Raw genomic sequence first — 13,799 nt, 5'->3', positions numbered from 1 at the left:
CGGCCCTTGGCGACCCGGACCGAGGCCGACACATTGCTCGCCTTCAAGCCGCGGACGACGAGGCTACCGATCTTGATGGTGCCATTGGCCGTGACGCCTTCCAACATCGACAGGTCGACGGGCTGGTCGGCCGAAACCTGGCCTGCCCCCGTCGAGCCGCTCCGGCGCGTGGCATCGGCCTTGCGTGCCGGGACAAGCTTATCGAGGTCGAGCGTGTCGGCGGACAGGCTGAACGTCACGCGCGGTTCGTCGAACTCCGCGACCTCGGTCGTGGCGCGAAATTGACCGCCCTCGAGCGTTGCGTCGATGCGGGCGGAAACCAGCTCCTTCTCCAGGTCTGCCCGCACTCTGCCCGTGAAGGGAATCTGCATTGGCCCGGCAGGCAAGGCGGGGTCGCTGATATCGACCCGCCCTTCCGCCTCAGTCAGCGACGCCGCCTTGCGGCGCAGGCTGGCCTCCAGCGGGGAGGCGGCGGAGAGCTTGATCACCCGTTCCCCGTCCCGGATCTCTCCGTCCACGGCGACGCGGCTCATGCCCAGTTTGTCGGCATTGCCCGAGACGCCCGATAGCTCCAGCCGCGCGTCTACGGTACGCTCCCCGCTCATGCGCAACCTCGCCGTGACGGCCTCGCCGCGCGCCTGGTCGGGGGAAACGTTCAACGTCGGCGCCGAAAGTGAGAGCTCGAACGCATCGGGGCCGAACTTTCCCTGCGAAGACAGAGAGAGTTTCTCCACCTGCAGCTGGCCTTCCGACAGTCCCGCCATCAGCCGGGGGACCTCCAAGCGCGCATCGACCCCCGTCAGCGGCCGCGTACCCGCGACATCGCCCTGGAAAGAGACCGATACACCCGACGCGTCGATGGATTCACGCAGGCCGTCGTACGCGATCTCGCCGCGCGCGGTCAGCGCCGTCGCGCGGATCGACGGCAGGACGCCCATCGCCTTGAAGTCCAGTCCTTTGACCGACACGCGCTTCGCGGCGGGATCGAAGGTCAGGCGGCCTTGGCTCTGCACCGAGGCGTCTACGCGCGGCGTCTGCCCCAGCACGCGTGCCGAGACCGAGAACTCGAAGGGCCGGCGGGGCGCCACGCGCCCCGTGGTGGCCGCAAGCCGCTCCACCCGCATGGACGTGCCGCGGACATAGTCGCGCAAAGCCAGCTCGCCGCCGGTGAACTCGATGCCCGCCACGTCGAATTCCAGGGGTTTGGCTTCTTCGGCCTGGAGCTGGCCCTTGGCGGCAGGGCCTGCGTCGTCGGTCGTCTCTCCCAGCAGGTCGTCGAAGTTGAACTTGCCGTTCTGGTAGCGCACCACGTTGGCCTTGAGGCCGGTCACCTTGATGTGGTCGACCACGATGCGGCCGGCCAGCAACGGCAGTACGGCGACCGACGCCCGCGCCGAATCGGCGGCGGCGAAGATCTGGGCGGAGCGGGGTTCGGAAAGCGAGAAATGCTCCATCTCCACGCCCAAGCTGGGGAAAAAGCTCAGCTTCAGCTTGCCATCGATGCGCAGCGTGCGATCGTAACGATTCTTGACCGCGTCGGCGATCGGTTGCTTGTAATGATTGGGGTCGACCCATAATGCCAAAGCCGTCACCCCGAGGGCCGCGATGGCGACCAGGATGGCCCCACTGATTGCGATGCGCTTGAACCACCGCATGTAACACGTCCCCCCTCGATCCCAGGAAGCGGGTCTGTCTTCGCCCGGCTTCCCCCACTTTAGCCCAAGGCATTATCATAGCGGCACGACCTCTGCGCTCATGCACGGAAGGCGTCCCCCGGAATCCCTGCCATTGCGACGGAGCACCAGGCATGACGACGGAGACTTCCCCCATCGAACGCATCGCTTCCCGTACGGCGCATGTCGGCGGCGGCATCAGTGTCGACCGGGTCCTGCCCGTCAGGCAGCGCCGACGCATCGGCCCCTGGTGCTTCCTGGACCATGCCGGGCCTGCCCGCTTCGCTCCCGGCCAGGGGTTGCTGGTCGAAGCCCATCCGCACATCGGCCTGCAGACCTTCACCTGGCTCATCGAGGGCGAGGCCCTGCACCGCGACAGCCTGGGCAACGAACAAGTGCTGCGCCCGGGCCAAGTGAACCTGATGACAGCCGGCATCGGCATCAGCCACACCGAGGAATCCTTGCCGGACCAGCAGGTATTGCATGCGGCCCAGCTCTGGATCGCGCTTCCGCCCGACAAGCGGGACATGCCGCCTGCCTTCGACCATTACCCGGACCTGCCGCGATGGACGGAATCCGGCGTCGAGTCCACGTTGCTCGCGGGCACGTACGCGGAACGCAGCGCCCCTACCCGGGTGCACTCTGCCCTGGTCTGCCTGGACATGTACTGCGAGGCTGGGGCGTCGTTCCGTCTTGCGCTCGATCGTCGCTTCGAACACGGCCTGATGGTGCTCGAAGGCGCCGCGACGGTGAACGGGGAAGCCTTCGGCGTCAACGAACTCGCCTATGCTAGTGCCGGGCGCGCGGAACTCTCGCTGGCCGTCGCGGCGGGCACCCGGCTGCTGCTCATCGGCGGCGAACCGCCTACCGACGAGCTGACGATTTGGTGGAATTTCGTGGGCAGCAAAGAAGCGATCGCCCAGGCCCAGCGGGACTGGGAAGCGCGCAGCCCCCGCTTTGGCTCGGTCAAGGGATACGAAGAACGCCGCATCGCCCCGCCCCCCTTGCCCTGGTAGCTTTCCACCACTCGAAAAGCAGCCCATGCGGCCCTTGATTCCGGATGCTCCGGTGTTTAGCGTGTACGGCGCGCCGCCTCCGGGCCGGCGTCCGCAATCACTCGACCAGAAATACCGGAGACGTCCATGTCCTTTCCTGCTTCCAGGGTCGCGGCCCTCTTTGCCGCGACGGCATTGCTCTGCCAGCCCGCGCTCGCCGTCGACTACCCCACCCGCCCCGTCACCTTGGTCGTCGGTTACCTGCCAGGCGGCGCGATCGACCAATCGGCCCGACTGATCGCGAACGAACTGGCCAAACGCTGGAAACAGTCGGTCATCGTAGAGAACAAGCCCGGGGCGAACGCCACCATCGCGGCCGCCGCCGTGGCCGAAGCGCGTCCCGACGGCTACACCTTGCTGGTTGCCGCAACCAGCCATAATCTCAATAAATTCGTCAACAAGAGCCTGCGCTACGACGTAGAGAAATCGTTCACGCCGGTCGCGCAAACCGTCGAAGTCCCCAATGTGCTGGTGGTGAATGCCGCCTCGCCCTACCAAAACCTCGCCCAGCTGCTCGCCGCCCTGCGCGAAAAGAAAAAACCGTTCAGCTACGCGTCGCAAGGCGTCGGCGGCGTGCCTCACCTGGCCGGGGAACTGTTCAAGATCAAGACTGGCACCGAGATCCTGCACGTTCCCTACAAAGGCGCGGCCCAGGGCATGACAGACCTCATCGGCGGCGTGGTGGACATGTCTTTTCCCACGCCGGGTTCGGCCATGGCCTACATTACCCAGGGCAAGCTGCGCGCGCTGGCCGTCGCCTCGAACGAGCGCCTGGAACAGCTCAAGGACGTTCCAACCTTCGCCGAGGCGGGCCTGCCCGATTTCCTCATCAGTACCTGGCACGGCATTTTGGCGCCGGCCGGCACGCCCCCGGAAATCGTCGAGAAGATCAATGCGGATGTAGGCGACATCCTACGCGATCCCGCCGTGCAGCAAGCCATGCAGGCGCAAGGCAACCTTGCCGCCAAGCCGCAGACGCCCGCCGAATTCGGCAGCCAGCTGGCACGGGAACTGAAGGTTTACGGAGACCTCGCTTCACGCATCGACCTGCGCAGCAATTGAACGGGCGTCATGGTTTGTCCGCGAGCGGCAGATAGATGCGAGTCCGCAACGCCGAAGGCGCGACGGACTTGGGATCGTTCAGGTACTCCTCGAATACCGGGAAGTCTCCTGGCTGCTCGCCGCTCGCAGGCAGCCAGCCACCGAACAGCCACGCATAGGCGGTATCTAGCTCACTGTACGGCCCGACGTGCTCCAGCACGGCACAGCGTCCCGCCGGCAGCGCCAAGCGTTGCAACGGCTCGGCGATTTCCGTCCCGGACCCGACCTCGACGCCTGCCGCCGCTCGCAGCGCTTCCTTTGCAACCTGCTCCGGGTCGTCGAAATACACGCCGAAAGAACGGGCGCCCTCGCGCAACAACCCGCGGTTGGCCGCCAGCATGAACAGCCGGTCGAAGGTCGCGCCAATGCCGAGATAGTCGCCAACGGGCTCCAGGCGCCGCTCATAGTGGGTGCGGGTTTGCGATTTCACGAGGTCCTCTCCTGGCGCGCACTATAGGAATGCTCGCTTTGCAGATTTTGCGATTTTGCCGTTCCGGACGGTTGCGGGAGAGAGGACTAGAATGAAATCTTCCACACGCAAGGATTCGCCGTGTCCGATTTCGCCAAGATCAAGCATGCCATCCGGCGCTTTGCCAGCGAGCGCAATTGGGACCAGTTTCATTCGCCGAAAAACCTCGCCATGGCATTGAGCGGCGAAGCCGGCGAGCTGGTCTCCATTTTCCAGTGGATGACGGAAGAGGAATCGAAGGAGCTCAACCCCATCAAGCTGTCGGAAGCAGCGGACGAAATTGCCGACGTGCAGTTGTATCTCGTCGCGCTGGCAGACAAACTGGACATCGACATTGCCCAGGCGGTCGAGCGGAAGATGCTGAAGAACGCAATGAAGTATCCGCGCGAGGCCTCCTACGGCAGTGCACGCAAATACGACGAAGACGGCGAAGCCTGAACGCCGGCAGGCCCGCCGGATGACGTTTCAGTCATGGGAGAAAAGTGCCGGGCGCCTGCCGGTGCCCGACGCAGAGAGCTAACGGCTTACAGGCCTTCGGAAAACCCGGTTCGCGGGGCATTGACGACCGGTTGGTTAATGGTGGTACGTTCGCCCCGATGCCAATAGGGGTCGGTCTTGTAGTGGCCATGCAGCGAACTCGCCCATGCGGCATCGGCAAACCTAGGCCAGTGGTCTTTGTCGAAACCTTCCGCCTGCTTCACGACCTCCGCGGGCACGCCGAGTATGAACGCCTTGCGGTCGGTATCCAGCGTCAATGCGTTCCATGGAATGGCCAGCAGCTTGTCGCCCATCCCGAGGAATCCCCCGCTGGACAGCACGGCGTACGCAATACGCCCGGAGCTTACGTCCAGCATGATTTCTTTGATCGATCCGACGTCGACATCGTCGGCGCTGTAAACCGTATTCCCGTCCAGCGTGGCGGCAGCCATGATGTGCGGGCCGGGACCCTCTGCCGTCATGCCGCCTTCTCCCACGATGCCTGCGCCTTGTTTCGACGCAGGGGTCTCGGTTAGTGCCATGGTCGTCTCCTCGCCGACGCCTGTCGCTTCCTACGCCGCGTCGGCGCAATGGTTTCATGATTTGGAAGCGCACTATGCGTCAGCAAGGAGCGTGCCGCACTCATTCCGAGTAGGTGTTGCCCTGCCGGATCAATTCCGGCGTGCCGATCAGCTCATTGAGTTGCTGGAAGTCCAGCATCTGCTCACGCCAAGGCGCCGTCGTGCCGTGCGCATGCAGGCTGGCGTAATAGCCGCGTAGCGTATGCGCCACGGCACGCGCCGTGCCGCCGGGGAAGATGGCGATACGAAAGCCGTACTGCTGCAATTCGGCAGCGCTCTGCACAGGCGTCTTGCCGCCTTCCACCATGTTGGCCAGCAGCGGCGCGCGGCCCGCGAAACGGCTGCACGCCGCACGCATCTGCTCGGGGGAGCGCAAGGCTTCGATGAATAACGCATCGACCCCGGCCTCGAGATAACGTTCGGCGCGCTCCAGCGCAGCATCCAGCCCCTCCACGGCCAAGGCATCGGTACGTGCCAGGATGAGGGTTTGGTCCGAATCGCGCGCGTCCAGGGCGGCCTTGAGCTTGCCCACCATCTCCGCCGCCGGCACCACGGACTTTCCATCAAGGTGGCCGCAGCGTTTCGGAAATGTTTGGTCCTCCAACTGGATCACTGCGGCGCCGGCGCGCTCGAGCCCGCGAACCGTGCGCATCACGTTCAAGGCATTGCCGAAGCCTGTATCCGCATCGACGATGACCGGTAGCGCAACCCGCTCCGTAATGCGCGCCAGGGTGTCGGCGACCTCGGTATACGTGGTGAGGCCGACGTCAGAGCGCCCAAGCCGGGTGTACGCAATCGACGCGCCCGACAGGTACAAGGCCTCGAAGCCGGCCTGCTCGGCGATAAGCGCGCTGAAGGCGTCATAAACGCCGGGGGCGAGGACGATTTCGGAGCGCGCCAAGCGTGCGCGCATGTCGTGAGGCATGAGAAATTCTCCGTCAGGCGGTCTTGGACGCAGCCAAGGCCCGTTCGAAACTCTGGCAATCCGTCACGTCGGCAATGCCCGCCATGTCGGCCAGCGCAGTAGCATGCACCGACTCGCGGAAGGCCGCGCAGCCGTCGGCCAACACAATGACGTGATACTCGCGCATGTGCGCGTCGCGCACGGTGCTCGCCACGCCACCGTTAGTCACGATCCCGCACACGGCAACCGTCTCGATGCCCGCATGGCGCAGCACCCAGTCGAGCTGCGTATTGAAGAACGCGGAATACGCGACCTTGCAGACCGACACATCGACCAATCCATCCAGCTCGGGCACATTGGCCTGGCCGCGGCTGCCGGGCGCGAAGTCTCCCTTGCGCAGGAAGGGTCGCAAGGCAGCCAGGTGGGGCGCAATCATGGGCTCGCCCCGGCCGTTGGGCCACAGGGTGAACTGGCTCGCCGCCACCAAGCCGCCGGCCTGTTTGACGGCGCGCGCTACCGCTGCCACGCGGGGGGGTAGATCCAACGCCGCCTTGCTGACTGCCCCGCCCCGGGCATACGCGCCGTCCGGAGCGAGGAAATCATTCTGGAGATCGACGATCACGAGTGCAGTACGTGCCGGATCGAGAGGAGAGTCGAGGGTCATGTCATGCAATCCGTGCGTGCTGCCTCAGGCGGGCGCGCCTTCACGCGCCAGTCGCTTGCGCAATTGGTTCAGCAGGCCGCCGCTGCGGGCCATGTCAACGAGGAAATCGGGAATCGGTTCACACGCCAGCACGCGGCCGTCCTGCGCGAGGATCTCAGGCGTGCCCGCAAAACGAACGCCGATGCACTCGCCATCCGCCAGGGTTTCGGCCTGCGGGCAGGTCAACAGCATCAGCCCCAGGTTGAACGCGTTGCGAAAGAACAATCCGCCGTAAGAGGGGGCAATCACCGCCGCAACGCCCAGCCGCACCAACGCTGCCGCGGCCTGTTCGCGCGACGAGCCGATGCCGAAGCCCGGACCCGCCACGACCACGTCCCCGGGCCGAACTTCGCTGGCGAACTCCGGACGCACCGATTCCAGGCAATGCTGGGCGATGACCTCGATTCCGTGCTGCATGACGTAGCCGGGTGCCAACAGGTCGGTGTCGACGTCCGAGCCGAGCTTCCAGACTCGGTGCCGACCGGTTTCACTCAACGCGACCATGCCTCGTTGTGCCATTTCGCTCATGCCAGCACCTCGCGCGGATCGCTGATGTAGCCGCGCAATGCCGACGCCGCCACGGTATACGGCGAAGCCAGGTAAACGCTGGCCGTGGGCGAACCCATCCGGCCTTTGAAGTTGCGTGCTGTCGTGGATATCACTGTCACATTGTCTCCCACGGCATTGCCATAACCCGAGCATGCGCCACATGAAGTTGGGTACAACTCGCCACCCGCGTCGAGGAGCGCCTGCAGTACGCCTTCGCTGCGCGCTGCTTCCTGGTCCTTCACGCTGGCGGGTGCAACGATCAACCGCACTCCCGGGGCAACGCGCCGGCCGCGCAGCACGGCCGCGGCCGCGCGCAAATCGTCCAGCTTGGCGCCGGTGCAGGCTCCGATATAGGCCACGTGCACCGGAACACGATCGTATTCGCCGATAGGGCGCGAGTTGGCCGGGCTGTGCGGGGCGGCCACCATGGGCGCAAGGCTGCCCGCATCGAAATCGAAACGCGTGCACGGAGCATCGTCGTCGGTCTCCCATCCTTCGATGTCCGGCACCTTGGCCCCGGTGTCGGCCAGCCACTCCACCGTCGTCGCATCCGGCGCAATCAAGCCGACCTGGGCGCCCAGCTCAGCGCTCATGTTAGAGAGCGTCATGCGCTCCTGCATGCTCAACGCCCGTACCGCCGGACCGCAAAACTCGACCGCCTGGTAGGCACCACCGTTCATGCCGAATCGCGCCAGCATGTGCAGCATCATGTCCTTGGCCGTCACGCCTTCGGACAGGCGGCCAGACCAGTGCATGCGCAAGGTCTCCGGCACCCGCACCCAGATCTCGCCCGTGACGACCACCCCGAGCATTTCGGTGGAGCCGATCCCGAACATGTAAGCCCCGAACGCGCCGCCCGTGGGCGAGTGCGAGTCGCCGCCGACGCAGAACATCCCGGGCGTGATGTGTCCGCCCTGAGGCAGGACGACATGGCATATCCCCTGGCTGTCGTAGACGTGGGGCAATTCCTGCTCGCGCGCCCAATCGCGGGCGATGCGGACGATTTTCCTGGAAGTCTCGTCGCGTTCCGGCACGTAATGATCCATGACCAGGACCACCCGCGACTTATCCCAGATCGCGGCTCCCAGCTCCTCCAGCATGGGCTGAAGCCGCCTTGGCCCCGAAGAATCATGGAACATCGCGAGATCTACCTTGCAAGTCACGATCTCGCCCACGTCCACGCGTGCGCGTCCCGCGGCACGCGCGATCAGCTTTTGCGCCAGCGTCTGGCCTTTACCCGGTGACGTATCCACCACTCACCCGATTCCTTGAAGAGCCTGGAAGGCTCGCTAATCTATTGTCCTAACAATAGTACATTTGATTCGGGCGTTTGTGTGGCTTTTCCTGCAAAAGATGGAAACGTTCGCCGCCGCGGGCGGGCGGCGGAACTCGCGATACCGCGCATCGTCGCCACCCCGCGCTCAGCCGAGATAGGCAGCGCTGATATCTTTGCTTACCCAGACCTTGGCGTCGATGTCGCCTACCCGCGACAATTCCATTTCGTACTCATATCGATCCGGGCAATAAAGGCCTTGCAGCCATAGCACGGGCCGGTCTTTCACGTCGTAGACCAGGCGGTTCACCGACAACAATGCCGACCCCAAGGGCATGCCGAGCAATGCCGCGACGGATGCGTCAGCCTGCCGGGCGGAAATGGTTTGGCGGGCGCGACCGATTTCCACGCCCGACTCTTCCATCAGCACCAGCATCGCCTTGCGCCCGAGCTGGCGCCTGCCGAGGTTGCCTGCGAATTCGCGCGGCACCCAGGTCGTAATGTGGGAAACCGGCCCCGCCTTGATGCTGCGCACCCGGACCGCCCGCAGCACCTGGCTCCGCACATCCACCTGCAGTAGCTTGGCGACGTGCTCGTTGGCCGGAAGGTATTCGTGCTCGATGACCTTGACGGTCGTCTCCAGGCTCGCCGCGATGAGGTTGTCGAGCAAGCCCGTCATCTTTGAGGGGCGCGGCGCGTCACGCCCCTCCGGCACAGGTGGCGGCACCCGGCGCGTGCCGCGCCCGGCGGCCCGCTCGATCAACCCTTCCAGCGCGAGATTCTCCAACGCCTTGCGCACCGTTGCCCGCGAGACGCCAAATTCCTCCATCAGCTCCAGTTCCCCGGGGACGCGCTCGTCGTACACGCCGTCGCGCAGCCGCTCTTTCAACACCAGGTAGACGCTGTGGTATTTCGGGAGGGGCAAGGTTTGCTGCATAGGCCTCTCTGTCTTATTGTCTGTCCAATAGAACAATTTTCTTGACGGATGACACAACCTGTTCGAATATCCATATGCCGTGTTTTTTCTTTCAGGTCTATGCCATGCGCCATCATATTACAGGGGATCTCCGCGCCCGCCCCCGCGCCTTGAATATTCTGCGTCACGCTTTGCTGGCCGTCGGAATCGCAGTCGTATCGACCTCCGCCCATGCGGACAACTATCCCGAACGCCCCATTCGGCTCATCGTGCCGTTCAGCCCCGGGGGAACGACCGACGTCATCGGCAGGTTGGTCGCCAATGCGCTCGAACAGGACATCGGACAGACCGTCTTCGTCGAGAACAAGGGCGGCGCCGGCTCCATCCTCGGCACGGACCTGGGGGCCAAGGCCAAGCCCGACGGCTATACGCTAGTCATCACCAACGGCGCGGCGATCACCACCGGCCACTTGCTCGGCCAGAAGATTCCTTACGATTCCTATAAGGACTTCACCCACATCACCCTGCTTGGCACCTTCCCGAACGGCCTGATCGTTCGCACGAACCACCCGGCCAAGGACTTCAAAGAGTTCCTGGAATTGGCCCGCAAGGCCGGCGGCAAGTACAACTACGGCTCTGCCGGCGTCGGCTCGGCCGGCTTCCTGACGGGCGAAATGCTCAAACAGAAGGCCAACATCGACATGACCCACGTCCCGTACAAGGGCACGGGCCCGGCCATGAACGACCTGCTCGGCGGGCAGCTGGACGCCATCTTTAACAACCTGGGCGTAGCAGCGACCCAATTCCGCGCTGGAAACGTCCGCATCCTGGCAGTGAGCGGTGCCAAGCGCGTGCCGGCCTTCCCCGACGTGCCCACCATGAGCGAAACGATTCCCGGCATGGTAGGCGAAGCCTGGTTTGGCGTTTCCGCGCCCGCGGGACTGCCTGCCCCCGTCACCGAGAAACTGCAGGCCTCGCTGTCCCGCGTCATGGGCAACCCGGATTTCCGCGCGAAGCTCGCGGAGCAAGGGCTTACGCCGATGGGCGCGCCCCAAGCCGAGTTCATCAAGTTCCTCCGCGAGGAAGAGGACAAGTGGGCGTCAGTCATCAAGGCCGCCAACATCAAACTGGACTGAGTAGCTGAGAGAAGTAATGTCCGTCGAATACGCTCCCAAAGGACTCATCGGCCTGCTGACGCCGCAGGCCAACACGACCGTCGAACCCGAGCATTTCATCTTGCTGCCGGCGGGCTACGCCCACATCAACGGCCGCCTGATGAGCGACAAATCCACCATCGAAAGCCGCCTGGTCGACTACGTCGACAGGCTGGAAGATGCGTGCGACCAGTTCGCCAATGCTCCGATCCAGGCGGTATCCGTCGGTTGCACCGGCGCTTCCTACCTGGTCGGTCGTGAACGGGAGAAAGAGGTGTTGGCGAATATCGAGCGCAAGCGGGGCGTACCAGCCTTCACGGCCGCCACGGCGGTCGTGGCGGCCCTGGCCCAGCTCGGCGCGCGCCGCGTGGCGCTCGCTTCGCCCTACCCCGATTCGCTCACCGCCGCGAGCAAAACGTATTGGGAGTCGCAAGGGTTCAAGGTGTCGCGCATCGCTTCCGCGCCCATGGACACCACGCAGTTCCACCCCATCTATTCCATGAAGGCCGGCACGGCCGGCAAGCTGCTTGACGACCTGGCCTCGGACGATACCGATGCGATCCTGATGCTGGGTACGGGCATGCCCACGCTGGAGCCCCTGCTCATCGCCAACGAGCAGTCGCGCGTGCCGGTGCTTTCGTGCATGCTTTGCCTGGCCTGGATGGGGGTGTCGGTCATCGACGGCCAACCCGCCCCCCTCCGGCCCTGGCTGACCGGCGCCCACTGGCGCGAACGGCTGGCCAGGCAACAGGCCTGACGGCCTGTGCCTGTACCGGGGCCGCCTTCTATTCGATCGTGGCGGCCTCGCGAAGACTCAAGATCATCGACGTCTCGAGCAGGTAATTGCGCGCGAGTGCCGGGTCATTGGCCTTGCGCTGCAGATCCTGCAGCGTGGCACGCCGCTGGGCTTCGTTCCTTTCTTGCATGCGGGCGCGGTTGCGGCCAGATTGCTGCAGCACGTGCTTGATCGCAATGGGGCGTCGCTGGCGATCATATTGCCCGAGCAGCGCATCGCTCTCCCCGGCGTAGATCCGGCGCAGCTTGTCGGTGAGGTTGAAGGCGTCATGAATGCCACCGTTCATGCCCATGCCGCCGCTCGGACTATTGATGTGCGCTGCGTCGCCCGCCAGCACGATTCGCCCGTGCACGTAGTTGTGCACGACCCGCTGGTGGATGCGGTAGGGGCGCACCTCTAGGACGTCGTACGCTTCGTCGCGCGGCAAAATGTACTGGAGCTTTTTCTCGATGGACTCCGGCTCGAGGGCATCTTCCACCGACTCCCCCTCCCACGGATACAGGCTGACCCGCCAAAGCCCGGGCAGGCGCAACAAGCTGAACGTGCCGGTGGAAGCCCAGCAGTAGTTGATATAGGACAGCGTGGGAATGTGCTCGTGGAACGGGAATTTCGTCGTGGCCAGGACCGTCGTCTCAGGAAAAGTCAGCCCTTCGAACTCCAGGTTGAGCAAGGTGCGCACGGTGCTGCGCGCGCCGTCGGCGGCAATCACGTAGCGGCCGGCCAACTCCTGGCGCTCCCCCGTGTCGGACTCGACGGTGACGCGAACGGCGTTCTCGTCCTGGGAAATGGCCACGCAGCGCTGGCCCCGCAGTACTTGCAAGCCAGGCAGCCGGGTACGGATATGCTCATGCAGGAGTTCGGACAATTTCCACTGCTCGGCCTGCAATCGGTAGGGATGAGGCGTGTCGTCTTTGAGGACGGAGAGGTCGAACTCGGCGTACTCGCCCGTTTCATGCATGCGGACCTGCCAAGTCGGGGCGACCAGGCCGGATTGGATCAGGTCAGGCGTGATACCGTATTCATCGTACATTTCCAGCGTAGGGGGATGGAAAGTCGACGCCTTCAACGCCCGGGAGACTTCATGCTCAGCCTCCACCACCACGGCAGGAATGCCGAAGTGTCCCAACCGCATCGCCGCCGTCAGCCCCACCGGACCGCCGCCTACGATGATGACCTGTTCAGGGGTCCCGTTATTCATGCTACCTCATTCCGTTTGTCGTATTCACACCGGCGCGCCAGTCGGCGACGCGGTCTTTCTGGCATTGCACAATTATTCTATTGACCTGTCAATAGGACAATTACCGCGTTGAACCAAAGAGGGAGATGGCAAGAGGTAACATGTTTTGCGACCCGCGCACAGGCTTCCTAAGATGAGCCTTTCGGTCTCGATTGGCACGCGCATGCATACCGCCCGCCCAGCCTTTCCTGCGCTGCGTCGAAGCGCACTCGTCGTTTTGCTTTTCCTGTCGTTCGCCATCGGCGGCTGCGCCGCCCTCTCGGCCCGATCCCCCCTCAATGTCCAGGTGGCTGGCGTCGACCCGCTCGAAGGCCAGGGCCTTGAGGTGCGTCTTGCCGTGAAGCTGCGCGTGCAGAACCCGAACGAAACAGCGGTGGATTACGACGGAATCGCCTTGGAACTGGATCTGAACGGGAAACGCTTTGCCAGCGGCGTGAGCAGCGAACGTGGAAGCATTCCCCGTTTCGGCGAGGCTGTGCTGACCGTGCCCGTCTCCGTCTCGGCCCTGAGCGCCATACGCCAGGCCTTGGGAATGGCCGATACTGCACGGCTGGACGACATTCCCTACGTGATTCGCGGCAAGCTCTCGGGCGGCGTATTCGGCACGACGCGCTTCGTGGACGAAGGTTCCCTCAGTTTGCCCGGATACTGACCTGAAGCACTACAGCCCCCGCTCCACCATGTCGATCAAGCGCTGTCCCACCGCTTCCATTTGCGCGGGGGAAAAGCTGCCCAAGGGGCCATCGATCACGAGCATGGCCAAGCCATGCACCGATGACCACGCCAGGTATTCCGCCGCAAATCGCCTCTCCGGCGTAAGCAGGCCGGCTTTGGCCATGCGGTCCAGGGCGTCGCTCAACAGCTCGAAAGGATTCCGCCCCCGCCCGCCCTTTTTCTCCGCACCGTAGGCG

Annotated in this window: 16 protein-coding genes; 6 read left to right on the top strand and 10 right to left on the bottom strand. The window is 64.3% G+C overall.

Annotated elements, in window-relative coordinates:
* Positions 1 to 1,655: AsmA family protein (locus IRZ12_RS09610; RefSeq protein ID WP_296467770.1), on the bottom strand; the 1,655-nt coding region annotated here is incomplete at its 3' end.
* Between the two features lie 152 nt (positions 1,656 to 1,807).
* Between IRZ12_RS09610 and IRZ12_RS09605 the strand changes: the two genes are divergently transcribed.
* Positions 1,808 to 2,689 (top strand): pirin family protein, encoded by an 882-nt coding sequence (locus IRZ12_RS09605; RefSeq protein WP_296467768.1) that lies wholly within the window; start codon positions 1,808 to 1,810, stop codon positions 2,687 to 2,689.
* A gap of 126 nt (positions 2,690 to 2,815) precedes the next feature.
* The gene (locus IRZ12_RS09600; protein WP_296467767.1) at positions 2,816 to 3,790 is read left to right on the top strand and encodes a tripartite tricarboxylate transporter substrate binding protein; all 975 of its coding nucleotides are present in this window, start codon (positions 2,816 to 2,818) and stop codon (positions 3,788 to 3,790) included.
* Between the two features lie 7 nt (positions 3,791 to 3,797).
* Here the strand turns inward: IRZ12_RS09600 and IRZ12_RS09595 are convergent, their stop codons facing one another.
* Entirely contained in the window at positions 3,798 to 4,259 is a 462-nt protein-coding gene (locus tag IRZ12_RS09595; protein ID WP_296467764.1) for a GyrI-like domain-containing protein, read from the bottom strand.
* Between the two features lie 120 nt (positions 4,260 to 4,379).
* Between IRZ12_RS09595 and IRZ12_RS09590 the strand changes: the two genes are divergently transcribed.
* Positions 4,380 to 4,736 carry a nucleotide pyrophosphohydrolase gene (locus IRZ12_RS09590; RefSeq protein ID WP_296467762.1) on the top strand — a complete coding sequence of 119 codons (357 nt, stop codon included), beginning with the start codon at positions 4,380 to 4,382 and terminating at the stop codon, positions 4,734 to 4,736.
* Positions 4,737 to 4,822: 86 nt separating this feature from the next.
* Here IRZ12_RS09590 and IRZ12_RS09585 read toward each other — a convergent pair whose 3' ends face one another.
* The 6 genes from IRZ12_RS09585 to IRZ12_RS09560 all read right to left on the bottom strand — a co-directional run bounded on the left by IRZ12_RS09585 (position 4,823) and on the right by IRZ12_RS09560 (position 9,722).
* Positions 4,823 to 5,317: a PRC-barrel domain-containing protein gene (locus IRZ12_RS09585; RefSeq protein ID WP_296467760.1), complete on the bottom strand. Its 495-nt coding sequence runs from the start codon at positions 5,315 to 5,317 to the stop codon at positions 4,823 to 4,825.
* A gap of 100 nt (positions 5,318 to 5,417) precedes the next feature.
* Positions 5,418 to 6,281 (bottom strand): oxaloacetate decarboxylase, encoded by an 864-nt coding sequence (locus IRZ12_RS09580; protein ID WP_296467759.1) that lies wholly within the window; start codon positions 6,279 to 6,281, stop codon positions 5,418 to 5,420.
* Positions 6,282 to 6,294: 13 nt separating this feature from the next.
* A complete protein-coding gene (locus IRZ12_RS09575) occupies positions 6,295 to 6,924 on the bottom strand; it encodes a cysteine hydrolase family protein (RefSeq protein ID WP_296467757.1) in 630 nt (209 codons plus the stop codon).
* 24 nt (positions 6,925 to 6,948) lie between these two features.
* A complete protein-coding gene (locus IRZ12_RS09570) occupies positions 6,949 to 7,491 on the bottom strand; it encodes a 3-isopropylmalate dehydratase (RefSeq protein ID WP_296467753.1) in 543 nt (180 codons plus the stop codon).
* Entirely contained in the window at positions 7,488 to 8,768 is a 1,281-nt protein-coding gene (locus IRZ12_RS09565) for a 3-isopropylmalate dehydratase large subunit (RefSeq protein WP_296467751.1), read from the bottom strand. Before IRZ12_RS09565 ends, IRZ12_RS09570 begins: the two co-directional genes overlap by 4 nt.
* Positions 8,769 to 8,933: 165 nt before the next feature.
* Entirely contained in the window at positions 8,934 to 9,722 is a 789-nt protein-coding gene (locus tag IRZ12_RS09560; protein ID WP_296467749.1) for a GntR family transcriptional regulator, read from the bottom strand.
* A 149-nt stretch (positions 9,723 to 9,871) separates the two neighbouring features.
* Between IRZ12_RS09560 and IRZ12_RS09555 the strand changes: the two genes are divergently transcribed.
* Both IRZ12_RS09555 and IRZ12_RS09550 read left to right on the top strand, forming a co-directional pair.
* Positions 9,872 to 10,837, top strand: coding sequence for a tripartite tricarboxylate transporter substrate binding protein (locus tag IRZ12_RS09555; protein WP_296467747.1), 966 nt, complete (start codon positions 9,872 to 9,874; stop codon positions 10,835 to 10,837).
* Between the two features lie 16 nt (positions 10,838 to 10,853).
* Positions 10,854 to 11,612, top strand: a complete 759-nt coding sequence (locus tag IRZ12_RS09550) for a hypothetical protein (protein WP_296467745.1) — start codon at positions 10,854 to 10,856, stop codon at positions 11,610 to 11,612.
* A gap of 28 nt (positions 11,613 to 11,640) precedes the next feature.
* Here IRZ12_RS09550 and IRZ12_RS09545 read toward each other — a convergent pair whose 3' ends face one another.
* The gene (locus tag IRZ12_RS09545) at positions 11,641 to 12,849 is read right to left on the bottom strand and encodes an NAD(P)/FAD-dependent oxidoreductase (RefSeq protein ID WP_296467743.1); all 1,209 of its coding nucleotides are present in this window, start codon (positions 12,847 to 12,849) and stop codon (positions 11,641 to 11,643) included.
* A 202-nt stretch (positions 12,850 to 13,051) separates the two neighbouring features.
* On the opposite strand from IRZ12_RS09545, the gene IRZ12_RS09540 reads away from it, so the two are divergent.
* Complete coding sequence (locus IRZ12_RS09540) at positions 13,052 to 13,540, top strand: LEA type 2 family protein (protein ID WP_296467772.1); 489 nt, start codon at positions 13,052 to 13,054, stop codon at positions 13,538 to 13,540.
* Positions 13,541 to 13,549: 9 nt separating this feature from the next.
* On the opposite strand, the gene IRZ12_RS09535 is transcribed toward IRZ12_RS09540, so the two are convergent.
* Positions 13,550 to 13,799 (bottom strand): TetR-like C-terminal domain-containing protein (locus IRZ12_RS09535; protein WP_296467741.1); only part of this gene is annotated, 250 nt, incomplete at its 5' end.

Origin of the sequence: Pigmentiphaga sp. (genome assembly GCF_019689535.1) — a bacterium.
Lineage (GTDB): Bacteria > Pseudomonadota > Gammaproteobacteria > Burkholderiales > Burkholderiaceae_B > Pigmentiphaga.
The sequence above is the reverse complement of the archived record's forward strand: the minus strand, read 5'-3'. Positions and strand labels throughout refer to the sequence as shown.